The organism is Vreelandella sp. DA03-1M (assembly GCF_055725665.1).
The window spans coordinates 3,564,597-3,590,505 of sequence record NZ_CM146798.1; the positions used below are offsets into that span (position 1 = coordinate 3,564,597).

Sequence of the window (25,909 nt, forward strand, 5' to 3'; positions counted from 1 at the left end):
AGACAGGTAGTTAGGAAACGACTTTCGGCGGTTCGACTTCCAGTTTCTGAGCCGCAATAACGGCCTGGGTACGTGAGTGCACGCCCAGTTTACGTAGAATCGCGGTCACATGGGCTTTGATCGTCGCTTCAGAAACGCTCAGTTCATAAGCGATCTGCTTATTCAGCAGGCCTTCGGTCAACATGTTCAACACGCGAAATTGCTGGGGCGTCAGCGACGCAATTGCCTCAGCAAAGCGCGATTCTTCTTCGCTGGTCTCTTCCAGCACGTTGGCCAATGCCTCTGGCAACCACACTTCGCCCTGCAGAATTTCACCGACGGCTTCAGCAATGAGTTGTAGAGACGATGATTTAGGGATAAAACCCGACGCGCCGTAGTCAATAGCACGACGCACCACGTAGGGCTCATCACTACCTGATACCACCGCCACGGGGATATCGGGCATCTGGCCACGCAATTGAATCAAGCCGGAAAAGCCGTGGGCTCCCGGCATGTGCAGATCCAGCAGAATCAAATCGGCGTCTGGGTGGCGATTAACCACGTCAGTGGTGGCTTCCATGGTATCCGCTTCGACAATTTCCGCCTGGGGGGCCAACTGGCGTAACGCTTGGGTCAGCGCTGCACGAAACAGCGGGTGATCGTCAGCGACGATAAACTTATGAGCTACTGCCATGGATATTCCTCCGGTTCCTCGAGCAGCGGGGTTGCCTGCCGCCGCGACGCTAGGCTCTTACGGTTGTGAAGCATGGTACCCCATGGGCTTCATCATGCCCAAGCATCACATGCACAATTTGTAATAGATAGATCATACCAACAAAAACAACAGTGCCGACCTACACGGGTCGGCACTGTTTTCTAGGTAAACAGCCCTTATTAGGCTAACCAGCCTACTACGGTGTCGCCGTTATTGATTGGCGCGATGCTCAATCAGCTCATCGACCACCGACGGGTCCGCCAGCGTGCTGGTATCACCCAAACCATCGCACTCGTTAGCGGCAATCTTGCGCAGGATACGGCGCATGATTTTACCCGAGCGGGTTTTCGGCAAGCCGGGCGCCCATTGAATAACATCTGGCGAGGCAATCGGGCCAATATCCTTGCGTACCCACTGGGTCAGCTCTTTTTTGAGCTCGTCAGACTCCTCAATACCGTCATTCAGGGTGACATAAATATAGATGCCTTGTCCCTTAATATCGTGCGGGAAGCCGACAACGGCTGCTTCAGCAACGGCGCTGTGCGCGACGAGAGACGATTCGATCTCGGCGGTACCCATCCGGTGGCCCGAAACGTTCAGAACGTCATCCACACGACCAGTGATCCAGTAGTAACCATCTTCATCGCGGCGGCAGCCGTCACCGGTAAAGTACATACCGTCATAGGTTGAGAAGTAGGTCTGGATATAGCGCTCGTGGTCACCCCAAATAGAGCGCGCCTGCCCCGGCCAGGAATCGAGAATCACCAGATTGCCTTCAGTAGCGCCTTCCAGTTTGTTCCCTTCGTTATCCACCAGCGCGGGCTTGACGCCAAAGAACGGTACAGTCGCAGAACCGGGCTTGAGCGGCGTAGCGCCCGGTAAAGGAGCAATCATGATGCCGCCAGTTTCAGTCTGCCACCAGGTATCTACAATCGGACACTTTTCGTTGCCGATCACACGATAGAACCACTCCCACGCTTCCGGGTTGATCGGCTCACCCACAGAGCCCAACAGACGCAGGCTATCGCGTTTGCTGGAGTCCATGACGTTGTCGCCATGGGCCATCAGGGCACGCACTGCGGTGGGCGCAGTATAGAGAATATTGACGTTGTGCTTATCAACGATATCGCCCAGACGGCCATGAGTGGGATAGCTGGGAACACCTTCAAACATGACGGTAGTCGCACCGTTCGCCAAAGGTCCGTAAACGATATAACTATGACCTGTCACCCAGCCCACATCGGCAGTACACCAGTAAACCTCACCCTCTTGGTAGTCGAACACGTACTGATGCGTCATCGCAGCGTAGGTGAGGTAACCGCCGGTGGTGTGTTTCAGACCCTTAGGAGCACCGGTAGAGCCGGAGGTATACAGAATAAACAGCGGGTCTTCGGCACCCATGGCTTCGGCTTCGCACTCTTTCGACTGCTTGTCCACCAGCTCGTCAAACCACACATCGCGGCCATCTTTCCACTCAATTTCACCGCCGGTACGCTTCACTACCAAGACGTTTTTGCACACGTCGGTGCCTTCGCGGGTTAGCGCGGCGTCCACGTTCTCTTTTAAGGGTACGTGCTTACCACCACGCACCGATTCATCGGCGGTAATCACCAATTTGGAGTCGGCGCCAATCACACGCTGGGCAACAGCGTCTGGTGAGAAGCCACCAAAGACGACTGAATGCACGGCGCCGATGCGCGCACAGGCCAGCATCGCCATGGCCGCTTCGGGAATCATCGGCATATACAGCGTAACGGTATCGCCTTTACCGATACCCAGCTCTTTCAGCGCGTTGGCTAGCTGATTGGTACGTGCGTAGAGCTCACGATAGGTAATGTGCTTGGAGTCATCGGGGTTATCGCCTTCCCAGATAATCGCCGTTTGGTCACCACGCTTTTCTAGGTGGCGGTCCAGACAGTTGGCGCTGACGTTAAGCAGCCCATCCTCAAACCAGCGAATATCGACATTATCACGCGCAAAAGAGGTGTTTTTGATTTTAGTGGGCGCTTTAATCCAGTCAAGGCGCTTGGCCTGCTCGGCCCAGAAGCCTTCCGGATCGTCCATCGACTGCTGATACATGGCCTCGTACTTAGCTTTATCGGCCCAGGCATTGGCGGCGAAATCGTCGCGCACCGGATAGACGTTGTGTTGATCGCTCATAAAATTGCCTCTGTCCGTGAAAATGCACTCTTCTATAAAGTGCCATCTAAAGAAACTGTAGTCGATACACTAATTGAAGGCATTGCTCGAAGACGCTGCTTAAAGACATTGCTGGGTGTTATTGACCATTATCAGGGGTATCGACTGCCATGAATGTCCCCCTAGCATAAACCTCCTCGCCCAGGCTTCCCTTTAGACATTGGTATTATCATTTTTTATTTAAAAAACAAACATTTATAACTAAATCAAAGCTTATCTTCTGGCCTGTAGACCAAGGTCTTAGCGCAGTGACGGCAACGGTAATGACGGCCGTTTGCCACTAAAGCATGACGCCTAGGGGTAAATTGATGAATCCGGCAATCGCACTGGTAGCGATAAGGGGCTGGTTGCGCCTGCTTAATATCAAACCGATGGGTCACGCTGGGCACTAAGCCGAAAAGATCGCGCATCACCGTTTTCCACTCGCGCCCGTGGGGTTTTAAGCGCGGGCCGTTGTCCAAATGAAACACCAGCCAATGAGCCATTTCGTGGGGTATCACCTCATCAAAATACGCCGTGCGGTTCTCACTCAGCAGCACTGGGTTAAAGCGTAACCCGCCGTGGCCAAGATGCGCCTGCCCCGCCGACGCACCGCGCAGGTTAAACCACACTTTTGGTGCTGGCAGCTCAGGGCACACTTCACAGCAGCGCTGCCACGCCTGTTCCACGCGAACCCGCGCGGCGTAATGTAACTCTGTTTTCGTCATGGCGGCCAGTTCAGCAGCTGGCCAAGGGGGCAGTGGAGACGTCTTCATTAGTGATAAACTAGCCGTTATGGTTTCCTAGTGACCGATAATTACCGATTCGCATTGATGAGGCTTTACTCATGGCAGAGCGCAGCGACACGCCCGACACGAACACGCCCCCGCAGCCACTGCTCGAGGATGAGCAACTGGACAGACTGGATGACTTCCTCGACTCTGATCAAGTGGATGAGGACGCCCTCGACCTGATCTCCGCCCATGGCTTTTTAGTGGCGCTAGCCGTGGCCCCCAGCGAAGTGCCGCCTGCCCAGTGGTTGGCAGAGCTTTTTCAGGGCGAGCCACGCTATGCCGACGATGCCGAGCGTGATGAGATTATCTCACTGCTCACACTGCTGCGTGACAACGCGGTGGCAGTGCTTGAACAAGGCGGCTTACCGGAACTTCCCTTTGAGCTAACGCTCGGCGGCGAACCCGCTGAAGAAACACCGATTGGCGACTGGTGCGCGGGCTTTATGGAAGGCGTCTTCAGCGATGAAAGCGCTTGGTTTCAAGACGATGAAGAGGCCGCCGCCACGCTGCTGCTGCCGTTTATGCTGCTATCCGGCTTGTTCGATGATGAGCCCGACATGGCCGAGCTCGCTAAGGATCAAGCGCGCCAGGAGTCGCTGGTGGTGCAGCTGCCGGAACTCGTTTTGGACCTTTACCTGCACTACCGCGTACCCCCGGAAACTGCCAAACCCAAACCGCGCAAGAAAACGCCTGCCAAGGGTAAAAAGCGCTGACGCTACCCGCGGCTCTTATTTAAGCCGCATGATGATCCCATCCAACACTCCATAGATCCACTCACGAGCGCGCTGCCCCCAGGGGCGCGCCGCCCAGGCAGCGGCGTCAACTTCCTGACTTGCGGCAAAGTTACGTACAAAAAGTTCACGCACATCCTCCGCCAATTGAGGGTCTAGCGCCTCTTGGTTGGCCTCCAGGTTCCAGTGCAGATTCCAGTGGTCAAAGTTACAAGAGCCAATGCTTACCCACTCATCGGCAAGCACAAATTTGGCATGGATAAAGGTCGGCTGAAACTCAAAGATGCGCACCCCCGCTTTCAGTAGCGAATGATAAAAGCGCTGGCCAGCAAAACGCACGCTGGGATGGTCATGCTTTGCCCCAGGCAGCAACAGGCGCACATCAATCCCCCGCCGTGCGGCCCGCACCAAGCGACGCCGCAACGCAAAGGTTGGCACGAAATAGGGCGTACATAGCCATAGCCGGGTTTCTGCATGATTCACGCGCTCATGCAGGGAATGGCGTATTGCTTGGTATCGATAGCCGCGTGCCGACATCGCCCTCCCCGGCTGGCCATCGGCATGCACCTGTGGCTCACGCCGTTCAGGCAGTGCACCCGCGCTATTATCGCCCTTCTCAGCGCGAGTTAGCCGCGAGTTCCACAGTCGTCTAAATAGCTGCTCCCAGTCCGCCACCACCGGTCCATCGATACGTAGCGCAATTTCATACCAAGCATTCAGGAACTCATCTACCGCGCCAAAGCCACCGGTAAACGCCAGTTCGCCGTCAATAACGACAATTTTGCGATGGTCGCGGCTTAAGTTAAGCGCTAAGGAGTGAAAGCCGATGGGATTAAAAAAGCGCAGCTTTACGCCGCCTTGCTTCAATCGCTGGCGGTCTTCGCTAGACAACCCCATCGAGCCATATCCATCCAGTAGTAAACATACACGCACCCCACGCTGGGCAGCGTCAATCAGCGCAGTGCTCACTTGATCGGCAAGCTCTCCTGACTCCATCAAATAGAGCTCGACCAACACATAGTGACGAGCGCTATGTACTGCTTCAAACATGGCTGGCAGAAAGCGCGAGGCCTCTGGCAGCAGCGTAAATCGATTACCTTCTCGCCACGCATTCTGCATGGGTGCTCCTTGCGGTACTGTCGATAAGCGAGCCGATTAGCGCACTAATGAGCGATGGACATATAAATCATAGCGGCTGGTTTTGCCTTCAAGCGTGTGCTGCGGTGCCGGGCCCTCAATAGGGGGTGCCTTGCGGGGCCGCTTGACTACCACTCGGTGGGTGGCTACCTCCAGCGCCGCTTCAAGCAAGCGCGGGGCATCGTCATCATCCCCGGCCAACTCACGAAACAGACGCATCTCTTTTTTCACCAGCGCTGATTTTTCGCGGTGGGGAAACATCGGATCCAGGTGTATCACCTGCGGCGCAAAATGAGCACTGGCAACAAGCGCCGCCAGAGATTGAGCCGCATCGCCATGACGCAGTGTCATTCGGGCGGCTATATCTGCCGTATCGCTATGTCTGGACGCACGTTTTAAACCGTCTTCCAGCAGGGCTGCTATCGCGGCCACACGTTCAATCAACAGCACCTGGGCGCCGAGACTGGCCAACACAAACGCATCGCGGCCTAGCCCTGCCGTTGCATCAACAATGCTGGGCGACACGCCCTTGGCTAGCCCACAAGCCTTTGCAACCAGCTGCCCCCGCCCACCGCCAAAACGTCGTCGATGGGCCGCTTTGCCCGCCACAAAATCGACACTGAGCGGCTTTCCGTAGCGTTTTTCATCACCAACCAGCGCCAACCCGTCTTCCCCCTGAACCAAGCACAGGCCGTCAGGTAGAGCAATGTTCTCAACGTCGCTCTCGACATTGGTCTCAACTGGGCTCTTCACAAAGCTCATGCGGGCTTTTTCCAAGCGACGTCGTTACGCAGATACACCGGTTGAACCAAGTGGGCCGCCTGCCCCAACCCAGCGGCAAAATCACGTGCCGCCAGCCACGCCATCTCTTCAGCGCGGGGCTCTAAATCATCCAAATGCTGGGGCATGCTTAGCTGTAAATCGACAGTGAAGCGCTCCCACAACGTAAAGCCGCTGCCTACGCCGACCCAGTCGGTTTCGTCGCCGGGCAAGCGCAGTGCCTCTGGGGCCAGCACGGCCTCGGCGCTCATCGGCGTAATCGTGTCTTTCAGGCAGTGCCAGGTCGCGGCGTACACCTCGCCCATGCGGGCATCTAAAGCCGTCACCACGTGGCGAAGGTGATAGCGGCGGTGAGCCTGAAGCGCCAGTGCTTCCAACGTTGAGATACCCAATAGCGGGCAATCGAGGCCAAACGCCAACCCTTGAGCAGCGCCTGCGGCGATACGCAGCCCAGTAAACGAACCCGGGCCACGACCAAACGCGACGGCATCAAGCTGGGAAGGCGTCACCTGCGCTTCGGCAAGCACTTCATCCACCATTGGCAGCAACCGGCGAGTATGGGCGCGGGGCGTCATCTCAAAGCGCGCCAGACAAGTAGCCCCCGTCTCGTCTTGGCGCAATAGGGCTGCAGAACACGCGCTAGAGGAGGCGTCCAGGGCAAGCAGATGTAACGGCATAGCAAGTGGCCACTCGAAAGAAAGATGGCGGCATTATACCTTTGTCACGCCATTACGACGATGGCCCGCCGAAGCGGGCCATCATTGGCAGGTAATACCGATGCGATTAATCAATAGCGTTTATTAACTTAGCGCTTCTTTCACCTGACGGGTGATATCGGTCACGCTGCCTACGCCTTCAATGCGGTGATATTGAGGAGCGCTCTGCGGATCCTGCGCGGCCCACTGCTGATAATAATTAACCAGCGGGGCGGTTTGATCGTGATAAACCGATAGACGATTGCGCACCGTGGACTCCTGGTCATCCTCACGCTGAATCAGCGTTTCGCCAGTGACATCATCTTTGCCCGGCTCTTTGGGCGGGTTGTGATCAACGTGATAAACCCGGCCCGAGGCTTGGTGAACACGGCGGCCCGCCAAGCGGCTCACGATCTCTTCATCGGGAACGGCAATTTCCACCACGTGATCCAGTTTAACGCCGCCCTCTTTCATGGCGTCAGCCTGGGGGATCGTGCGTGGGAAACCGTCGAACAAAAAGCCATTTTCACAGTCTGGCTGGCTAATACGCTCTTTGACCAGATCGATGATGATGTCGTCAGACACCAAACCACCGCTGTTCATGATCTCTTTTACTTTCAAGCCCAGCTCAGTGCCATCTTTAATGGCCGTGCGCAGCATATCCCCGGTGGAAATCTGCGGAATCTTAAATTGCTCGCAAATAAACTGAGCTTGAGTCCCCTTGCCCGCGCCGGGGGCACCCAACAGGATTAAACGCATGGCTCTGCTCCTTGAAATTCTTAGTATGAAGAATGAGTACGAAAATGAGTATGGAAAATCTGTTAACTGACAATAACCGCGCCTCTCAGGCGACACAACTCCCCAAAAGCCTGAGAGACCCGCTTTTATTTCAATTTTTTTAAATTAAAACAGCCAAGTGCCGTAAAACTACCACTTTGGTAGCGCTGCTAGCCATTTAGCAAACACAAGCGGCGCCCCGAGGGGCGCCGCTTTTAAGACTCTATCGCTACCAATTACAGCAGTAAACGACGGATATCGGTCAACACATCTGCCAGGAAGGCGGTGAAGCGGGCTGCGTCAGCGCCATTGATGGCACGGTGATCATAAGAGAGTGACAGCGGCATCATTAAGCGCGGTTGGAAGGCACTGCCGTCCCATACCGGCTTCATCTGCGCTTTAGACACACCCAAAATAGCCACTTCCGGCGCGTTAACGATTGGCGTGAACGCCGTGCCACCGATCGAGCCGAGGCTCGAAATAGTGAAGCAGCCACCGGTCATCTCGTCACGCTTGAGCTTTTTGGTTTGTGCTTTCTTACCCAGATCCGCCATCTCCTTGGCAATCTCCACCAAGGACTTTTTATCTGCGTCGCGCACCACCGGCACCATCAGGCCATCGGGGGTATCAACCGCGATACCGATATGGACGTAGTTCTTCCATACCAGCGTTTCGCCATCGCCCTTCAGGCTGACGTTGAACTGCGGGAACTTACGCAGCGCAAACGCACAGGCTTTGACCATAAACGGCAGCGGCGTCAGCTTGGCGCCTTGGGCTTCCACTTCGGCCTTCATCGCCTTGCGGAACGCTTCCAGCTCGGTAATGTCCGCTTCGTCGAATTGCGTGACGTGGGGAACATTGAGCCAGCTACGATGCAGGTTAGTCGCGCCCATTTTGAGCAGGCGACCCATCGGCTTCTCTTCCACTTCACCAAACTGGCTGAAGTCGACTTCCGGAATAGGCGGAATACCCGCACCACCGGAGGCCGCAGCTGTGCCGGGCTGCGCTTTGCCTTGATTGGCAATGGCTTGCTTCACGTAGGACTGTACGTCCTCTTTAAGCACACGATCTTTCGGGCCGCTCGGCTTTACCAGTTCCAGGTCGACGCCCAGCTCACGGGCCAGCATACGTACGGCGGGGCCAGCGTGAACCAATTTGCCGTCACGCGGCTTGTGGGCCGCCATCTGCGCTTCTGGGCTGGGGGTGCCCGCTGGCGACTCAGAAGGCTTGGCGCTAGCCTTGCTCTGCTGGGCCTTTTCGGGCGCTGCTTTCTCAGGGGCAGCTTTTTTCGGCGCAGCTTTCTTACCACCGCCGCTGCCAGCCACTTCGATATAGCCAATGACATCGCCTTCCGAGACGGTGTCGCCCTCTTTGACGGTTAGCTCAAGGAGCTTACCTTTGTAGGGGCTGGGCACATCCATAGAGGCCTTGTCGGACTCTAAGGTAATCAGCGGGTCTTCTTCGTTGATCTCGTCACCGACCGCTACGCCGATTTCGATAATCGGTACGTCAGAGGCGCCAGAAATATCCGGTACGCGAATTTCTTTACGCTCCGGTTCGCCACTAGCGGCTTCTTCCTGATCATCTTCTTCAGCGGGCTCTTCCGGTTCGCTGCGGGCTTGGCTAGCGGCTTGATCATCAGAAGCTTCTTCTGCGTCATCGCCGCCTTCGCCCGCAATCTCCATCTGGCCGATCACATCGCCTTCAGAAACCGTGTCGCCTTCTTTTACAGTGAAGCTGACGATTTTGCCGCTATGAGGGCTGGGCACGTCCATGGAGGCTTTATCAGACTCCAGGGTAATCAGCGTGTCTTCGGCTTCAACCTCATCGCCTTCACTCACCGCGACTTCGATGATTTCAACGTTATCCGAGCCACCCAAGTCGGGCACCTTGATATCAACGGTTTGCTTACCACCGGCTGATTTCTTGGCAGCAGGCTTCTCGGCCTGCGGCTTTTCTTCTTGGGGCTTTTGCTTTTCTTCTTTCGCTGGGGCTGCTTCTGGCTCAGCGTCTTCGCTACTGCTGTCGCCGCCGCCTTCAACTTCCAGCTCAACGATATCGTCACCTTCGGAGACGCTATCGCCTTCCTTGACCAGCACTTTAAGTACCTTGCCGCCTTTCGGGGCCGGTACATCCATGCTGGCTTTGTCAGATTCCAGAGTGATCAGGGTGTCTTCCGCTTCAATGACGTCGCCTTCTGACACCGCAATCTCGATGATTTCGACATCGGTATCGCCACCGATATCGGGAACTTTGATGATTTCGCTACTCAAGGTCGCGCTCCTTTAAAATCGGATCGAGCCGGTGGGCATCCGCCCACCGGGCAGCGTTTAGCTAGTCAGCGGGTTAGGCTTATTGGCATCAATGCCATACTTCTTAAGCGCTTCACCAACGTGCTTACGATCAATCTCACCGCGATCAGCTAGCGCACGCAGCGCGGCTACAGTGACGAAGTAGCGATCCACTTCGAAGAAGTAGCGCAACTTCTCGCGGGTATCTGAACGACCAAAGCCATCGGTACCCAATACAGTGTAGTCACCCGGCACCCAGGCGCGCACTTGATCCGCATACAGTTTCATGTAATCGGTTGACGCGATCACCGGGCCATCGCGCCCTTCCAAGCACTTAGTGACGTGGGGCTTATTAGCCTCCGCATCGGGGCTTAGGAAGGCTTCACGATCAAGCAGTAGCGCTTCACGACGCAGCTCGTTAAAGCTGGTCACGCTCCAGATGTCGGCGCCGATGCCCCAATCATTCTCAAGCAGGGTGGCAGCCTCTTCGACTTCGCGCAGAATCGTGCCAGAACCCAGCAGCTGAACGCGGCCTTTGTCTCCCTTGGTTTCGCGCAGCAGGTACATACCCTTGACGATATCGTCGGCCGGTACGTTCTCCAGTGCAGGATGCTCGTAGTTCTCGTTCATCACCGTCAGGTAGTAGAAGCAGTTCTCCTTATCGGTGAACATGCGCTTCAAGCCATCCTGCAGAATCACTGCCACTTCATGAGCGTAGGTGGGGTCATAGCTGCGGCAGTTGGGAATGGTGGAAGCCTGAATCAGGCTGTGACCATCCTGGTGCTGTAAACCTTCGCCGTTGAGCGTGGTGCGCCCCGCCGTGCCGCCGACCATAAAGCCGCGCGCCTGCAGATCACCTGCCGCCCAAGCCAAGTCACCGATGCGCTGGAAGCCGAACATCGAGTAGTAGATGTAGAACGGCAGCAGCGTGACGTTGTTGTTGCTGTAGGAAGTCGCGGCAGCGATCCAGGCAGACATTGCCCCGGCTTCCGTAATGCCCTCTTCGAGAATCTGACCTTTCTGATCCTCGCGGTAGAACATGATCTGGCCTTTATCGACCGGCTCGTACTTCTGGCCTTCCGAGGTGTAGATACCCAGCTGACGGAACATGCCTTCCATACCGAAGGTGCGTGCCTCGTCAGGGATAATCGGCACCACTTTTTTGCCAAGCGTCTTATCTTTCACCAGACCATTCAGTACGCGCACGAACGCCATGGTGGTGGAGACTTCACGACCTTTCGAACCACCCATTTGCGAGGCAAAGGTTTTATCTTCGAGGCTGGGAATCTCCAGCGCCTCAAAGTCGCTCTGACGGCTGGGCAAGTAACCACCCAGGCGCTCGCGCTGCAGGTGCATGTACTTAAGCTCAGGAGAATCATCTTCCGGCTTGTAGTAGGGAACGTCTTTGAGCTGCTCATCGGTGATCGGAATACCAAAGCGATCGCGGAAGGTCTTGAGCGCTTCGTACTCCATGCTCTTAACCTGGTGCGCTTCGTTGGCCGCTTCACCATCGCCGCTACCCATGCCGTAACCTTTAACGGTATGGGCCAGAATAACCGTTGGCTTGCCGTTAGAGGTGTTAACCGCCTCGTGGTAGGCCGCATAAACCTTGAACGGATCGTGGCCGCCGCGATTGAGCTTCCAGATATCTTCGTCAGAGAGGTCTTTGACCATCGCTTCGGTTTCTGGATATTTGCCAAAGAAGTGCTCGCGAGTGTACGCGCCACCATTGGCTTTGTAGTTCTGGTATTCGCCGTCGACCGCTTCGTCCATGCGCTTCTGAAGGATGCCTTTCTTGTCCTTCTCGAACAGCGGATCCCAGTGACGGCCCCATACGACCTTGATCACGTTCCAGCCAGCGCCACGGAAGACGCCTTCGAACTCATCCATCACCCGCGAGTTGCCGCGTACAGGGCCGTCAAGGCGCTGCAGATTACAGTTGATGACGAAGATCAGGTTGTCGAGGTTTTCGCGACCGGCCAGTGAAATGGCACCCAGGGATTCCGGCTCGTCACACTCGCCATCGCCCATGAAGCACCAGATCTTGCGGTCATACATATCCTTCAGCTCACGGTGATGCAGGTACTTCATCACGTGCGCTTGGTAGATCGCTTGAATTGGGCCAAGCCCCATGGAGACCGTGGGGAACTGCCAGTAGTCCGGCATCAGCCAAGGGTGCGGGTAGGAAGAGAGACCATCACCATCGACTTCCTGACGGAACTTGTCCATCTGCGCTTCGCTCAGGCGACCTTCCAAATAGGAACGGGCGTAAATGCCTGGTGCCACATGTCCTTGGATATACACCAAGTCACCAGCAAAATCCCCTTGGGGCGCGCGGAAGAAGTGGTTAAAGCCTACGTCGTACAACGTGGCAGATGACATGAAGCTGGCGATGTGCCCGCCCAGGCCCGGCTTGGCACGGTTATTACGAATCACCTGAGCAATGGCGTTGTAACGGATCAAGGAGCGGATACGACGCTCCATGAACAGGTCGCCAGGCATCGGGGCTTCGCGGTGAACCGGGATCGTATTACGGTGCGGGGTTGTCACCGAGAAGGGCACCTTCATGCCGTCCCGGCGCAGGCGATCCGCCAGGCGGGTCATCAGGTAGCGGGCACGATCTTCGCCCTCACGATCCAATACCGACTCTAGGGAATCAATCCATTCCGTAGTTTCGATCGGATCGAGATCTTCTCTTGTCTCCAGACTCATAGAGGTCTCTCCGAATGACGATAAATGACAATTAACCCCGCTACCCTCAAGGGCCTGGGGCGGCGGTGTGGAACTCCACCACGCGCCAACATTTCGCCGGCGATTAACCGCCGGATAGGGGTTTTAGCTCTACATTCAACAAGCTACATGCTTGTTGAATGTAGTAAAGCTACACAATTCTGTTAAAGGTTAGCCTTTTGTATAGGCGAAGATACCTCAAAGTCGCCACGCTGCCAATTCTGTCGCAGCGGAAAAGCCTATCGAAAACAAACTATTGCACTGCAACATAAGTAATTCATAGAGCATTTGCCATTGCGACCAAATAGTCATTCGATGTAATTAAACTACCGTTTTATTGTGTTATTAGTGAAATACTTAGCACAGAAAAAAGCGTAATCGAACCGCTAACGCTTAACGCGAGATGTCAGCAGTTGCTGGAAATACGCCCAATCAAACGCCGGGCCAGGATCCGTTTTACGCAGCGGCGCCACATGGGCATGACTGGTAATACGGCTGCTATCTAGTTGAGAGTTACGCGCCATTAGCCACACCACTGCTTCCACCAGAGCGTCATACTGTGCTTTGCGATAGGGGGTAACGCCATCCCCTTCCAGCTCAATCCCCACCGAGAAATCGTTGAGTGCCCTTCGCCAGCTTAGCTCACGGGCATCCCACCAGTTGGAACGTCCGGCATGCCAAGCACGCTGATCTGTATCAACAAACTGCACGCACTCACCATCGCGACGGATAAGCAGGTGTGCGGAGACTCTTAAGTGGGCAATTGCAGCGAAAAATGGATGCTCATCTTCCGCCAACTGATTGGTAAATAGCGCCTCAATAGCATTACCACTAAACTGACCAGGCGGAAGACTGATCGCATGAATCACTAGCAACGACACCTCACCAGTGGGCCGAGGGTCACAGTTCGGTGAAACGACTTTACGCGCGCTTTCCCACCACCCGTCGAAGGGTTGTTTGTTTTCCACTGGCAAGGGCTCCTTTACGTTAGCGCTCTCTTTCTCTTTCACCTTCACCGCTGTTTTTCACTACAATGCCCGTCATCGAAGACGACGTTCAGGGAATCCACGATCATGCATTATCAATCCGCTCTTGCTGAAGAAATCCGCGCCAGCGCCGCTCGCTTGCTGGCAGAAGACGTTGGCCCAGGTGATATTACCGCGCAATTGATCCCTGAACACCAGTGGGCCAGCGCCGATGTGATTACCCGTGAAGCCGCAGTGCTGTGTGGCGCCCCCTGGGTAGATGAGCTGTTTCGCCGCCTGGATAACCGAGTAAGCCTGAACTGGCACGCCGCTGATGGCGATAAACTTGAGGCTGGCCAGTGTTTTTTAACCCTGGAAGGCCCTGCCCGCATCCTGCTCACCGGCGAGCGTGCAGCGCTTAACGTGCTGCAAACGCTGTCTGCCACTGCGACTGCCACCCGCGCTTATGTCGACCTGATTGAAGGCACTGGCGTACGCCTCCTCGATACCCGCAAAACGCTACCCGGCATGCGCTTGGCGCAAAAATATGCCGTCACCTGCGGTGGCGGCCATAACCATCGCATTGGTCTATGGGACGCGTTTTTGATCAAAGAGAACCACATTGCCGCCTGTGGGGGCATTCAAGCAGCCATTGCACAAGCGCGCAAGCTAGCCAGCGACCTGCCGGTGGAAGTGGAAGTAGAAACCTTTGAAGAGCTGGATCAGGCGTTGGCAGCAGGTGCCGACATTATTATGCTCGACAATTTCGCCATTGAAGACCTGCACGTTGCGGTAGAAATTAACGGCGGCAGAGCCACCCTGGAAGCATCAGGCAATGTGGACGACGTTACGTTACGGGCAATCGCCGATACCGGCGTTGATTGTATCTCTAGCGGTGCGCTAACCAAGGATATCGCCTCAATCGACCTATCGATGCGCATTACCCGCAGCTATAGCGTGTAGGTAGACTTACGTTTCCACTGCGTTAAGTGCCTTGGAAAGCCGATATCGCTTGAGCGATTCACCACTGCGTTCAACCCACTGCTCGCCAAGGTTTTCCCAGCCGCGGCGCATTAGACGCTCGTAAAGCATCGAACTGGCCTCAATCTCCACCTTGCCTTTGCCCTGTTCGAGCAGCATACGCTCAGCGTGAACCAGTAACGTGGTGCCAATGCCGCGCCCAGCAAGAGAAGGCCAGACATAGAGCGTTTCAATCCGCCCGGCATCTAAATCTACCTCCAAAAACCCCACGCAACGTCCATCACAGGTGGCAATTAACGTGGTATACAGCGCTTGCCGCACTGCCCAGGCGCTGCCTTCACGGGGTAACGCTTGCGCCCACGCCCGCCGCTCATCCAGCGTATAGTGGGTAGCAGCCCCTTGCATGACGGCGTGGTAAAACACTTCTGCCTGATCGGCGGCATCGCGTGCCAGTGCCGCGCGATATATAACCCGCGCGCTCGTTGGCGCTTGCTGCTCATCGCTATTACTCATGCGTCACCTCTGCACTGTTCAGCTAACATTTGATCAATGCCTATTCAAGCAAGACCTCTTCGATCACGCCGCTTTAGATCACACCCTATTGGGTCACGCTGAAGCCATCGGCTGCTTTATACTGTTTTATACTACGCCAATGAATCCTAACAAAAGGCAGTGTGATGGACGATGTCCCTAACAGCGAGCACTTTACGCTATCGCCCATTGGCCACATGGTCAGCGACTACCCTGACAAATTCGGCATTCCGCGCCAGCCAGGGCTCGCACCCGCGGCTAATGCCAAGCTTGTGCTCACCGCCCCCTACAATGACCCTCTCGCCGTGCGTGGTCTAGAAGACTTCAGCCACCTGTGGCTAAGCTTTATATTTCATCAAAGCCCGCAACGCTGGTCGCCGCTGGTGAGGCCACCACGCTTGGGCGGTAATAAAAAAGTGGGCGTTTTTGCCAGCCGTAGCACCCACCGCCCTAATCGCCTGGGGCTATCGCTGGTAAGGCTAGTCGGCATCGACACTCAGCAAGGCGTCGTTTTGGCATTACAGGGCTGCGACTTGGTGAGCGGCACGCCGGTGGTTGATATCAAACCCTACCTGCCCTGGGCTGAATCTCAGCCTGATGCACAGGCTGGTTTTGCGCTGCAGACACCGTCACTTTTGGCGGTTACGTTTCACCCAGCAGCGCTGGATACCCTCACCCAACGCTCAGACAGCGCCACGCTGCATGCATTAATTGAGCAAGTACTAAGCCAGGACCCACGGCCCGCCTATAAGCAAAAAGAGTTAGCGTCTGATCGACTTTACGGGGTACGCCTGCGCGATGTAGACGTTAAGTTTCGCCAGCGCCAACACGGCGAAGCCACCACCTTAGAGGTGGTGGCTATCGAACCTTACATCGAGCGGTAAAACAATGATGACGTTTTAAGCGGGAAAGGTAATACCCAGGCGGCGACCAACTTCTTCATACGCCTCAATCACGCCGCCCAGCCCCTGGCGAAAGCGATCCTTATCCAGTTTTTCACGGGTGTTAGCGTCCCAAAGGCGGCAACCATCGGGCGAGAACTCATCCCCCAACACCACCTCACCCTTGAAGACGCCAAACTCAAGCTTGTAATCCACCAGCAGCATATCGCCCTCGGCAAACAGCGCTTTGAGGATATGGTTAACCTTGAAGGTCAGCATTTTCATTTTGGCGAGCTGCTCGGGCGTTGCCCAACCGAAGGTCTCCGCCAATGACTCATTGATCATCGGGTCGCCCTTCTCGTCGTTCTTCAAGAACAGCTCGAAGGTAGGCGGTGTCAGTGCAATACCCTCTTCCACACCTAACCGTTTTACCAAACCACCGGCGGCGATATTGCGTACTACGCACTCCACCGGGATCATCTGCATCTTTCTGACCAGACTCTCCGTATTGGAGAGCTGCTTTTCAAAGTGGGTGGGAATGCCCGCTTCCTGCAGCCGCTCCATAATGAAGGCGTTAAAGATGTTATTGACCATTCCCTTACGGGCCAGCGACTCGACTTTTTTGCCATCGAAGGCGCTGGTGTCATCACGAAAGTTAAGCACCAACAAATCCGGATCGTCGGTGGTATACACAGATTTCGCCTTACCGGCGTAGAGTTCTTGGCGCTTTTCCATGGGGGCTCCGTAAGGGATCAAGGATCAATAAATTAACGTAAATAACCGGAGACACGCTCAAGCAGCTCGCGCTGATCATCGGCGCTGAATGCCCGCTCGCTGGCATTGATGGCGCGCAGAATCGTCTGGTCGCCGTCAGGCTGTAGAGCAAGACGGATCTCTTGAGACATCTTGCGCACGTCAGCGCTGAACACGATTTGCAGCGGGTTACGGTTGCGCTCGGTTTCGGTCATATATTCAACCAGAAACTCATGGCTACTGGGCTCAGAGGCAAGCAAGTCGCGCTGTCCTTCCTGAGCAAAATCCAGTTCAAGGTAGTGGTTCAGTTCAGCCCATACGCGGTCTACTGGCTGCGGGATAACCACTTCCCACTCTTCACCCTGCTGGCGAACTTGTAACGTTTGCTCATCGGTAAGGCGCTGAGCGGTCCAAGAAGATGATACGCTGACGGAGGCGCTGCGTGCACTTAGATGGCTTTCCAGTGCGTCCAGACAGCTAGCCATGGTTTGCCCACCGCTTTCACAGCGAACTTCGCTACTGCCTGCGCGCAGCGCACTTTGCAGGCGTATTTCCCCCTGGGACGTCACGATAACGCCCTGGGAAGCACTGCTCTGCAGCACGTTCAACTGTCGGCTGCGTACAAACTCTTCCAACTGCGGCCACACCGTACCGGTGTCGGCGGCCACCACTAGCCAGGTTTGATCACCGACTTCGCGGCGCTCAACGTATTCAGGCTCTAAGCCACTGCCAATAGCCAGTGATTGGGGCGGACGAATTTCTGCCGCTTCGTCAAGCCGTGTCCCTTGGGTGGCGGCTTGAGGAACCGGCAGCGCATCGCGGTAACGTTGGGTATTACGGGTCTCTGGTAACACCAGCGGAGGCGCCGGAGCAGCCTCGGTGTAGTCCAGGTTACGGTCGTGGTAAAAACCATCCCGCGCGCAACCAGAGAGCGCGACAGCCGCTGCGAGTGCCAGCGGGACCCATTTAAGCGCACGTATTTCAAGCACAGAGCTCATCAAGCCACCTTAAGTCAACAAATCAGGTACCCAGCTCAACTTATCGCTGAGCTGGGTAGCAAAGGGTATTGCGCCAGGTTACTCCTCTACGACGCCTGCCATCTGCAGCGCTTCGCTCACCGTGGCGTGGTACTTTTCAGACAGCCAAGTTAGCGGTAAACGAAGACCTGCGTCCGCATAACCCATGCGATTAAGCGCCCACTTCACGGGAATAGGATTCGACTCTATGCCCAAATTGGTGTGTAGCGGCATCAGACGGGTATTAATTTGGTGGGCTTTATCAGCATCACCGGCCACGGCAGCGGCGCACAGATCATGCATCGCCCGTGGGGCAACATTCGCCGTTACGGAGATATCGCCATGGCCACCCATCAACATAAAGTCACAGGCGGTCGCATCGTCGCCGGAGTAGAGCATAAAACCACTGCCCTTTAGGCGTGAGATTAGATCTTCCGCACGCTCCAGGTTCCCTGTCGCGTCTTTCAAACCAATAATATTATCGACATCGGCCAAGCGTAAAACGGTCTCGTTGTAGAGATCAGAGCAGGTACGGCCCGGCACGTTATACAGAATCACCGGCAGTTTGCTGCCTTCCGCGACCGCTTTAAAGTGCTGATACAGGCCTTCCTGGGTGGGCTTATTGTAGTAAGGGCACACTGATAAGCAGTAATCGGCCCCGACTTCACCGGCGTAACGCGCCAGCTCAACCGCCTCAGAAGTGGCGTTAGCCCCAGTCCCTGCGATAACCGGAATACGACCATTGACCTCTTCGACAACGCTGCGAATCACATCAAAGTGCTCCGCGAAGGACATGGTAGTCGGTTCGCCCGTCGTGCCAGCAGCCACAATGCCATCGGTGCCATTTTCGAGATGGAAGTTCACCAGACGACGAAGCGCCTCCCAGTCGATGTCACCATTGACCTTCATAGGCGTCGCCAGGGCGACAATGCTGCCTGTGATCATCCGTTTATTCCTCACCAGCCAAAGTGTGATATCAACTATCTGTGTTTTAAGTACTATGTATTTTACGTGCTATGTGTTTAACAAAACTAGCCGCCATCGCGATACTTTGTATCAGGCGCTGGCGTTCCACAGTGAGCAAATGGTACTCAGGCGATTCGAGCCTGTACAGCGTAAAGCGGTGCGAGTTTATCACTGACCTGATTTGAGCTTTGACAACTGCCCCCGGCTTACGTGTAATCGCGCATAACTACTAATCTTAACACCCACCCTCAAAAGGACGCCTTATGTCTGTTGAAATTGATCAACCCGTTGCTGACTTTTCCGCCACCGCAACTGGTGATTCCACCGTGACGCTATCGGAACTGCGCGGCAAACAAGTGGTTATTTACTTCTACCCCAAAGCCAGCACCCCAGGCTGCACCACCGAAGGGGGAGACTTCCGTGACCGTAAACCCGCCTTCGATGCCGCTAATACAGTCATTCTCGGCGTCTCTCGCGATGGCCTACGTGCTCAGGAGAACTTTAAAGCCAAACAGGATTTTAATTTTGAGCTGATCTCTGACAAGGACGAAAACGTCTGCACGCTGTTTGACGTTATCAAGCTCAAGAAAATGTACGGCAAGGAGCATCTTGGCATAGAGCGCAGCACCTTCTTGATCGATAAAGAGGGCAAGCTCGCCAACGAGTGGCGTGGTGTTAAGGTGCCTGGTCATGTTGATGAGGTACTCGCCGCGGCTGAACAACTTAACGCTGCCAGCTAACCCCTATGCCCGCGCTGAGGATACCCAGCGCGGGCCTGTTTCAGCGCTACGCTTACTCTTTTGCTGGGGCTTGCAAGCTACGACGCTCCTCTCGCTCATGCATACTACGCGGCCAAGCGTAGATCAGCGCTTTCAGCAGTGTTGCTAACGGAATAGCAAAGAAAATACCCCAAAAGCCCCAAATTCCGCCGAAGAACAACACCGCCACAATGATAGAAACCGGATGGATATTGTTGGTTTCAGAAAATAATACCGGGGCCAGTACGTTGCCATCCAGCGCCTGGATCACCCCATAGGCGACGAGCACATACACAAACTCCTCGCTGAGCCCGAAGTGAAACCCAGCGACCGCAGCCACCGGTAGCGTTGCCACCGCCGCCCCGATATACGGCACCAGTACAGAAAACCCCACCAGAACGGCCAACAGCGCCGTATAGGGCAATCCAAAGAAAGCAAAGGTAAAGAAGGTCACCGTGCCCACGATAATAATTTCAATAAACTTACCGCGAATATAATTGGCAATTTGATCATCCATCTCACGCCAAATACGCGACAACAGGGTGCGTTTTTGGGGCAGCAGCGAAAGCATGAAGCCAACCAATACGTCGCGATCCTTGAGCATGAAGAAGACCAGAATCGGCACCAGCACCAGATAAATAATCAGCGACATAATATTGCCTAGCGATGCCAGCGAAAGCGTTAAGGCGCGCTGCCCTAGCTGACTGATTTCGCGGCTCGCCACGCCTATCCAGCTCTGCATCTGATCCGGCGTAATAATGTTGGGATAGCGCGCTTGCAGCTCGTCCAGCCAGCCTTGACCACTGGCGAACATCCTCGGTGTTTCTTGCACCAACCCCACTAACTGGTTCCAAATCAGCGGCATTAAAATAAACGCCAGGGTTAGCAAGACACTAATAAACGCCAGGAATACCATAATCACCGCCAGCAAATGCGGCAGCCCACGGCGGGTAAGTGCGCTCACCACGCCTTGCAGTAGAAACGCAATTACCAGTGCAGTGAAAAACGGCGCCAGCATACGGCCAAACCAGATGATCGCCGCAAAACCCGCCACCAATACTACCAGCAGAATCAGCGCTTCTTCGTCGGAGAAGTAGCGCTCAACCCAGCTTTTTAAAATCGTACGCAGGGTCATGAGTGACCATCCCCGACTTTACGAATCCAGTACACATAAACATCGTCACGCTGTTCACGGCCTTCCAGGGTATGCGCGCTTTGATCGGTAAACGACGCCATATCTCGCCACGAACCGGCGTCCGTTGAACGCACCTCCAGCAACTGACCTGCTGCCAAGGCAGCTAAGGCTTGCTTAGTTTTCAGCAGTGGCAATGGGCAATGCAGCCCACAAGCGTCAAGCACCGTATCGGGTTGAAAGCCCCCGGTTTGCTCAGACATACACTCTCCCTCAAAATGACCTGCCTATTCACGGCATAGATTTGTAAATGTTGCTGCATATACATTGTGTAATAGACGCTGCCGCATAAACTGTCTTGTTAGCGATTGATTTCACTAGGTCGTCGATTTAACGGCACTTCCCCGTCTTTATCAATGTCATAGTATTAATCAATGTCATACCCTGACGGTAGCGTTTAACCATCACCCATGAGGATGCCATGCCGACCTTTCGTAGCGCTTACCCAGGCTGGATATGTGCGTTCGCTTGCGCCTGCGGCAGTTTACTTTTTAGTCCCCAAAGCGTTGCTATCAACGATTACGGCCTGCCAAGCCTGGGGGCGGCGTCTACCTCGGTCAGCAATGAGGAGTATCGCCTGGGCCGTGCGTGGTTACGACAGTTTCGTGCCCAAGCCCCCCAGTGGCAAGATCCTATTACCAACGACTATCTGGAAAGCCTGATTGCCCGGCTCGCCCCCCATAGCCAGATTAACGGTCTTCGCACTATTACCGTGATGGTGGATAACGAATCGCTTAACGCCTTTGCCGTGCCTGGCGGGGTGATAGGCATCAACTCAGGACTGTTCGCATTTGCTGAAGATGAAGGCGCCTTCGTTTCGGTGCTGGCCCATGAGCTGGGCCACCTCTCTCAACGCCACTATGCGAGGGGAAACGCACGGGCAGCACAAACCCAACTGCCCGCCATGGCGGCCATGCTAGCAGGCATGCTAATTGCTGCGAGTGGCGGCGGTGATGCGGGCATGGCCGCCGCCATGGGCTCCCAGGCAGCGCTAATACAGGATCAGCTCAGCTATTCACGTTTATTTGAACAGGAAGCCGACAACCTAGGCCTCCAGGCGATGGCCGACGCGGGCTACGACCCAGAGGCAATGGTGCGCATGTTCGCCGCTATGCAGCGCATGGCCCGCCTACAGGGCGAGACACCGCCGGAGTTCCTGCTTAGCCACCCGGTCACCGATAGCCGCTTAACCGCTGCACAGGATCGCGCTGCCCAACTCAATGTCGCCGATGCCTATACCAGCGACACCCTTTACGACATGATGCGCGCCCGCGCCCTGTTGAGCATTTATGCCAACACACCTCAGCAAGCGGCTGCGCGCCTTGCCCAAGAAGGCGCCGACGAGACTGCCCAGGGCTACCTGGACGCCTTGATCGCTGCCCGTAACGGCCAGACTGATAATGCCTTACAACGCCTTGATCAACTTGCCAGTCAGCAGCCTGACTTTGCCATGCTCCCCGCCTCTGCCGCGAGCGTCGCTTTAGAGGCCGGTCAGTACGATGAGGCCATCCAGCGCGGCCAGCGATTGCTGCGCTTTATGCCTAACTACCTGCCTGCTCAACTGATATTGGCCGAAGCACAGCTACAGCGTGACCCTCAATCAGCTTATAACGTGTTACGGGACATGGCCGATCAGCATCCAGAAAACCCTCAGGTCTTCAATCTATTAGCTGAAGCCGCCGGACGCAGTGGCCATGATGGCTGGGGGCATTTAGCTCGCGCTGAGCACCTGCAATTGACGGGCCGGGTAGACCGCGGCATTCGCCAGCTCTCCATCGCTCGGGATGCAGCGGAACGTGAAAATGATCAACAGGTAGTAGCCAGGATTGAACAGCGCCGGGAAGCTTTCATTGAGTATCGCGAAGCGCTGGAAGATTTCAACTAAACCTATGTCAACTAAACCTAGGTCAATTAAATCTAGGTCAACTAAACCTATGTCATTGCGATGAGCGCAGCAACGCGGCAATCTTCACCAGAGGTGGCAGTAACACCGAGGTTGCTTCACTTCTTTCGCAATGAAGCTTCTACGCTCAATGAAAGGGACTCCTCCCCTCTCGAAGCTTCAGCGAGCTACATTGATAGTTGAACCACATCAATGCGGAGGGGAAGAGCCATGAACAAGCATAAGACAATAGGTATTGATCTGGCAAAGCGTGTTTTCCAAGTGTGTGTTGTCGACACTCGCCGCCCGCGTGTTCAGGTCAACAAAGAGCTTAAACGGCATCAGGTCTTGGATTTTATGCGCCGCCAACCGGCCTGTCGGGTGTTCATGGAGGCGTGCGGTGGATCGCATTATTGGGCGCGACAGCTGCAGGCCCTCGGCCATACCGTTGCCCTCATATCGCCCCAGTTTGTAACGCCCTTTCGCAAGGGGCATAAGACAGATGCCAATGACGCGCTCGCCATTGTAGAGGCCGGGTTGCGCCCTGATATGCGCTTTGTACCGCTCAAAAGCGTCGAGCAACAGGATATTCAGAGCCTGCACCGCATTCGGGAAAGGTATATTCATCAACGCACCCAGTTGATCAATCAGGTTCATGGGTTATTGCAGGAATATGGAGTGATCAGCGGTCGGGGACAGAAAGCGTTAAAGCAACGTGTCTGGCTCGCCCTGGAAGATGCCGATAACGAGCTTTCGATGCTGATGCGTGACTTGATTGCCGAGCAAATGGCGGAGCTGGATCGACTCAACGAGCGCATTCAGTCACTGGATAAGCGCGTGGAGCAGATGAGCCGTGCGGTGATGCCTTGTCGCCAACTGTTGGCGATTGAGGGAGTGGGGCCGGTGGTCGCCACCCAGCTCTATAGCGCCCTCGGTAACGGCGACGCGTTCAAGAAAGGTCGCCAAGCGTCAGCCTATCTGGGGTTAACGCCGACACAACACAGCAGTGGTGGCATCGCGAAGATCAAGGGCATTGGCCGAACGGGGCAAATCTCGCTGAAAGCCGCCCTGATACGTGGCGCACACTCGGTCATCAACACCGTGGGTGACAAACAGGATGCTAAAAGTCGTTGGCTACGATCCCTGGTCGCTCGCGTTGGCAAGAACAAAGCGGCTGTCGCGTTAGCGAACAAGACAGTGCGAACCGCCTGGGCGGTTCTGCACAGCGGACAGTCCTATTGTAGAGAGTTTAACGACGGTTCCGCGCTGATGGTGAGCTAAGCGGTAACATCATCAGCGGCTAAGCGCCGACAGGCGGCTACCTTGTTGCCGGGCAACGATCGATGAAAAACAGGTCAGACCGACCTTCTCAAAACCTGCTCATTGCGATGGCTGAAAAAGCCTACGCCTCGTTGAGGAGAGAAGGTGCGCGACGTTCATCAGGGTCAGGGGATAGCGTCCCCATTAAGAGACCGACTATACGCACGCATCGGCTTATGTTGTTCATCATCGGAGCTTGCAACCGGGGAGGAGTCCCTATACGCAATGACATTCGGTTAATCTTTTCTCGCTATGCGTTGAAATTAAGCATGCGCTCAAGAGGTTTTAAGGCCTGCAGGCGCAATGCTTCATCGACCTGGATCTCTCCACTTCCCTCGCGCAACGCACCCGCCAGGTTATCCAGCGCGTTCATGGCCATCCAGGGGCAATGCGCGCAGCTGCGACAGGTAGCACCGTTACCGGCGGTGGGCGCTTCAAACAAGGTTTTATGGGGCACCGCCTGCTGCATCTTGAAGAAGATACCTCGGTCCGTCGCCACAATCAGCTTATCGTTAGGTAGCTCTTTAGCGGCCTTGATCAACTGCGAAGTGGAACCAGCGACGTCGGCCAGCTTCACCACCGGCTCAGGCGACTCGGGGTGCACCAAAACGGCGGCATCAGGGTAAATGCGCTTAAGGTCTTCAACGCCTTTAGCTTTGAACTCTTCATGGACGATACAGGCGCCGTCCCACATCAACATATCGGCGCCGGTTTTCTTCTGAATATAGCCGCCCAAATGCTTATCAGGCGCCCAGAGAATTTTCTCGCCTTTGGCCTGCAGGTGCTCAATCACCTCTACCGCAATCGATGAAGTCACCACCCAATCCGCACGCGCCTTAACCGCCGCGGAGGTATTGGCATACACCACCACAGTGCGATCAGGGTGCGCATCGCAAAAAGCGCTGAATTCATCAGCAGGACAGCCAATATCCAGGGAACAGGTTGCTTCAAGGGTAGGCATGAGCACGCGCTTTTCCGGCGACAGTATCTTGGCGGTTTCGCCCATAAAGCGAACCCCGGCAACCACCAGCGTGGTCGCGTCGTGGCGAGCACCAAAGCGTGCCATTTCTAGCGAATCGGCGACGCAGCCGCCGGTCTCTTCGGCGAGCTGCTGAATAGCATCATCGGTGTAGTAATGCGCGACCAAAACAGCGTTATGCGTTTTCAATAGCTGCTTGATTTCTTCGACCCTTGCCAAATCTTCCGCCGGAATCCGGGTCGGACAGTATGCAACGGGCAACGGAGCACTCAGCTCTGCTTGAGTAGTCATAATAGTCATCGTGTCTACCACTGTGACGAACAGGGAATCCCCCTGCTAAACACTGGGTCACGGCACAGGCGCGTTTCGCTCTATTCCCGCACCGCTCGCGTGCGATCGGCCGCTACGTCTCTCGTGGTGGCCTATCGTCTGAATATCTATTCTAGCCCATTCTGATCGGAAATAGCTGCCCGCTGCAAACAGATTGTCACGTAGAGGCATTACCCAAAAGTACCTCTCACCCGCATAGCAAAACGCCCCTGGCAGCTATGCTGCCAGGGGCGTTGAATTTGGTGGGTCGTGCAGGATTCGAACCTGCGACCAATTGATTAAAAGTCAACTGCTCTACCAACTGAGCTAACGACCCAAATTTGCCTTGCTATTGAACTTCAATTTTTCAAGCTTCAGTTTTTTTGAAACTTTAATGTTCACACTTACCGTGTCCAGTTTCCGTCTCGAAAGAATGACTGCCAAGCTGGTGGATAAAAACTTCCTGCCAAAACAGCGGCTAAATGGTGGGTCGTGCAGGATTCGAACCTGCGACCAATTGATTAAAAGTCAACTGCTCTACCAACTGAGCTAACGACCCGCCTGAACGG

At 55.2% G+C, this 25,909-nt stretch carries 24 protein-coding genes and 2 tRNA genes; 7 read left to right on the top strand and 19 right to left on the bottom strand.

The window, feature by feature from the left end:
- Positions 1 to 10 precede the first annotated feature (10 nt).
- Positions 11 to 673 carry a response regulator gene (locus tag ACXUPB_RS16655; protein ID WP_007113812.1) on the bottom strand — a complete coding sequence of 221 codons (663 nt, stop codon included), beginning with the start codon at positions 671 to 673 and terminating at the stop codon, positions 11 to 13.
- Between ACXUPB_RS16655 and ACXUPB_RS16660 the strand changes: the two genes are divergently transcribed.
- Positions 672 to 797, top strand: a complete 126-nt coding sequence (locus tag ACXUPB_RS16660; RefSeq protein WP_472953520.1) for a hypothetical protein — start codon at positions 672 to 674, stop codon at positions 795 to 797. The genes ACXUPB_RS16655 and ACXUPB_RS16660 overlap by 2 nt on opposite strands.
- Positions 798 to 904: 107 nt before the next feature.
- Here the strand turns inward: ACXUPB_RS16660 and acs are convergent, their stop codons facing one another.
- On the bottom strand, positions 905 to 2,854 hold the full coding sequence (acs, locus tag ACXUPB_RS16665) for an acetate--CoA ligase (protein ID WP_472953521.1): 1,950 nt from the start codon (positions 2,852 to 2,854) through the stop codon (positions 905 to 907).
- Between the two features lie 245 nt (positions 2,855 to 3,099).
- Entirely contained in the window at positions 3,100 to 3,648 is a 549-nt protein-coding gene (locus ACXUPB_RS16670) for a SprT family zinc-dependent metalloprotease (protein WP_472953524.1), read from the bottom strand.
- A gap of 71 nt (positions 3,649 to 3,719) precedes the next feature.
- Between ACXUPB_RS16670 and ACXUPB_RS16675 the strand changes: the two genes are divergently transcribed.
- Entirely contained in the window at positions 3,720 to 4,379 is a 660-nt protein-coding gene (locus ACXUPB_RS16675) for a YecA/YgfB family protein (RefSeq protein WP_472953525.1), read from the top strand.
- A 15-nt stretch (positions 4,380 to 4,394) separates the two neighbouring features.
- On the opposite strand, the gene ACXUPB_RS16680 is transcribed toward ACXUPB_RS16675, so the two are convergent.
- The 7 genes from ACXUPB_RS16680 to ampD form a co-directional block, all read right to left on the bottom strand.
- A complete protein-coding gene (locus ACXUPB_RS16680; protein ID WP_472953527.1) occupies positions 4,395 to 5,516 on the bottom strand; it encodes a phospholipase D-like domain-containing protein in 1,122 nt (373 codons plus the stop codon).
- A 36-nt stretch (positions 5,517 to 5,552) separates the two neighbouring features.
- Positions 5,553 to 6,296, bottom strand: a complete 744-nt coding sequence (locus tag ACXUPB_RS16685) for a class I SAM-dependent methyltransferase (protein WP_472953528.1) — start codon at positions 6,294 to 6,296, stop codon at positions 5,553 to 5,555.
- A complete protein-coding gene (tsaB, locus tag ACXUPB_RS16690; protein WP_101147548.1) occupies positions 6,293 to 6,991 on the bottom strand; it encodes a tRNA (adenosine(37)-N6)-threonylcarbamoyltransferase complex dimerization subunit type 1 TsaB in 699 nt (232 codons plus the stop codon). Before tsaB ends, ACXUPB_RS16685 begins: the two co-directional genes overlap by 4 nt.
- 123 nt (positions 6,992 to 7,114) lie before the next feature.
- Positions 7,115 to 7,768, bottom strand: a complete 654-nt coding sequence (gene adk / locus ACXUPB_RS16695) for an adenylate kinase (RefSeq protein WP_035562174.1) — start codon at positions 7,766 to 7,768, stop codon at positions 7,115 to 7,117.
- A 254-nt stretch (positions 7,769 to 8,022) separates the two neighbouring features.
- Positions 8,023 to 10,059, bottom strand: coding sequence for a pyruvate dehydrogenase complex dihydrolipoyllysine-residue acetyltransferase (gene aceF, locus ACXUPB_RS16700; RefSeq protein WP_101147549.1), 2,037 nt, complete (start codon positions 10,057 to 10,059; stop codon positions 8,023 to 8,025).
- 57 nt (positions 10,060 to 10,116) lie between these two features.
- Positions 10,117 to 12,789, bottom strand: a complete 2,673-nt coding sequence (gene aceE / locus ACXUPB_RS16705; protein WP_472953530.1) for a pyruvate dehydrogenase (acetyl-transferring), homodimeric type — start codon at positions 12,787 to 12,789, stop codon at positions 10,117 to 10,119.
- A 404-nt stretch (positions 12,790 to 13,193) separates the two neighbouring features.
- Positions 13,194 to 13,775 (bottom strand): 1,6-anhydro-N-acetylmuramyl-L-alanine amidase AmpD, encoded by a 582-nt coding sequence (gene ampD, locus ACXUPB_RS16710; protein ID WP_179916830.1) that lies wholly within the window; start codon positions 13,773 to 13,775, stop codon positions 13,194 to 13,196.
- A 105-nt stretch (positions 13,776 to 13,880) separates the two neighbouring features.
- Between ampD and nadC the strand changes: the two genes are divergently transcribed.
- The gene (gene nadC, locus ACXUPB_RS16715) at positions 13,881 to 14,735 is read left to right on the top strand and encodes a carboxylating nicotinate-nucleotide diphosphorylase (RefSeq protein ID WP_179916829.1); all 855 of its coding nucleotides are present in this window, start codon (positions 13,881 to 13,883) and stop codon (positions 14,733 to 14,735) included.
- A gap of 6 nt (positions 14,736 to 14,741) precedes the next feature.
- On the opposite strand, the gene ACXUPB_RS16720 is transcribed toward nadC, so the two are convergent.
- Positions 14,742 to 15,266 carry a GNAT family N-acetyltransferase gene (locus tag ACXUPB_RS16720; RefSeq protein WP_179916828.1) on the bottom strand — a complete coding sequence of 175 codons (525 nt, stop codon included), beginning with the start codon at positions 15,264 to 15,266 and terminating at the stop codon, positions 14,742 to 14,744.
- Positions 15,267 to 15,430: 164 nt separating this feature from the next.
- On the opposite strand from ACXUPB_RS16720, the gene tsaA reads away from it, so the two are divergent.
- Positions 15,431 to 16,168 carry a tRNA (N6-threonylcarbamoyladenosine(37)-N6)-methyltransferase TrmO gene (gene tsaA / locus ACXUPB_RS16725; RefSeq protein WP_472953532.1) on the top strand — a complete coding sequence of 246 codons (738 nt, stop codon included), beginning with the start codon at positions 15,431 to 15,433 and terminating at the stop codon, positions 16,166 to 16,168.
- A gap of 15 nt (positions 16,169 to 16,183) precedes the next feature.
- Here the strand turns inward: tsaA and purC are convergent, their stop codons facing one another.
- From purC to dapA, 3 genes are all read right to left on the bottom strand, one after another.
- Positions 16,184 to 16,900, bottom strand: coding sequence for a phosphoribosylaminoimidazolesuccinocarboxamide synthase (gene purC / locus ACXUPB_RS16730; protein WP_472953533.1), 717 nt, complete (start codon positions 16,898 to 16,900; stop codon positions 16,184 to 16,186).
- Between the two features lie 32 nt (positions 16,901 to 16,932).
- The gene (locus ACXUPB_RS16735; RefSeq protein WP_179916825.1) at positions 16,933 to 17,916 is read right to left on the bottom strand and encodes an outer membrane protein assembly factor BamC; all 984 of its coding nucleotides are present in this window, start codon (positions 17,914 to 17,916) and stop codon (positions 16,933 to 16,935) included.
- A 78-nt stretch (positions 17,917 to 17,994) separates the two neighbouring features.
- Positions 17,995 to 18,879, bottom strand: coding sequence for a 4-hydroxy-tetrahydrodipicolinate synthase (dapA, locus tag ACXUPB_RS16740; RefSeq protein ID WP_179916824.1), 885 nt, complete (start codon positions 18,877 to 18,879; stop codon positions 17,995 to 17,997).
- Between the two features lie 284 nt (positions 18,880 to 19,163).
- Here dapA and ACXUPB_RS16745 point away from each other — a divergent pair, with 284 nt between their 5' ends.
- Positions 19,164 to 19,640 carry a peroxiredoxin gene (locus ACXUPB_RS16745; protein WP_179916823.1) on the top strand — a complete coding sequence of 159 codons (477 nt, stop codon included), beginning with the start codon at positions 19,164 to 19,166 and terminating at the stop codon, positions 19,638 to 19,640.
- Positions 19,641 to 19,692: 52 nt separating this feature from the next.
- Here the strand turns inward: ACXUPB_RS16745 and ACXUPB_RS16750 are convergent, their stop codons facing one another.
- The gene (locus tag ACXUPB_RS16750) at positions 19,693 to 20,793 is read right to left on the bottom strand and encodes an AI-2E family transporter (RefSeq protein WP_179916822.1); all 1,101 of its coding nucleotides are present in this window, start codon (positions 20,791 to 20,793) and stop codon (positions 19,693 to 19,695) included.
- Positions 20,790 to 21,053: a sulfurtransferase TusA family protein gene (locus ACXUPB_RS16755; RefSeq protein ID WP_179916821.1), complete on the bottom strand. Its 264-nt coding sequence runs from the start codon at positions 21,051 to 21,053 to the stop codon at positions 20,790 to 20,792. Before ACXUPB_RS16755 ends, ACXUPB_RS16750 begins: the two co-directional genes overlap by 4 nt.
- 218 nt (positions 21,054 to 21,271) lie before the next feature.
- Between ACXUPB_RS16755 and ACXUPB_RS16760 the strand changes: the two genes are divergently transcribed.
- Together ACXUPB_RS16760 and ACXUPB_RS16765 are read left to right on the top strand one after the other, a co-directional pair.
- The gene (locus ACXUPB_RS16760) at positions 21,272 to 22,735 is read left to right on the top strand and encodes a M48 family metalloprotease (RefSeq protein ID WP_472953535.1); all 1,464 of its coding nucleotides are present in this window, start codon (positions 21,272 to 21,274) and stop codon (positions 22,733 to 22,735) included.
- Between the two features lie 228 nt (positions 22,736 to 22,963).
- Complete coding sequence (locus ACXUPB_RS16765; protein ID WP_472952743.1) at positions 22,964 to 24,013, top strand: IS110 family RNA-guided transposase; 1,050 nt, start codon at positions 22,964 to 22,966, stop codon at positions 24,011 to 24,013.
- Positions 24,014 to 24,302: 289 nt separating this feature from the next.
- Here ACXUPB_RS16765 and nadA read toward each other — a convergent pair whose 3' ends face one another.
- The 3 genes from nadA to ACXUPB_RS16780 all read right to left on the bottom strand — a co-directional run bounded on the left by nadA (position 24,303) and on the right by ACXUPB_RS16780 (position 25,899).
- Entirely contained in the window at positions 24,303 to 25,331 is a 1,029-nt protein-coding gene (nadA, locus tag ACXUPB_RS16770) for a quinolinate synthase NadA (RefSeq protein WP_179916575.1), read from the bottom strand.
- Between the two features lie 270 nt (positions 25,332 to 25,601).
- A tRNA-Lys gene (locus ACXUPB_RS16775) sits at positions 25,602 to 25,677 on the bottom strand.
- Positions 25,678 to 25,823: 146 nt separating this feature from the next.
- Positions 25,824 to 25,899, bottom strand: a tRNA-Lys gene (locus ACXUPB_RS16780).
- Positions 25,900 to 25,909 lie beyond the last annotated feature (10 nt).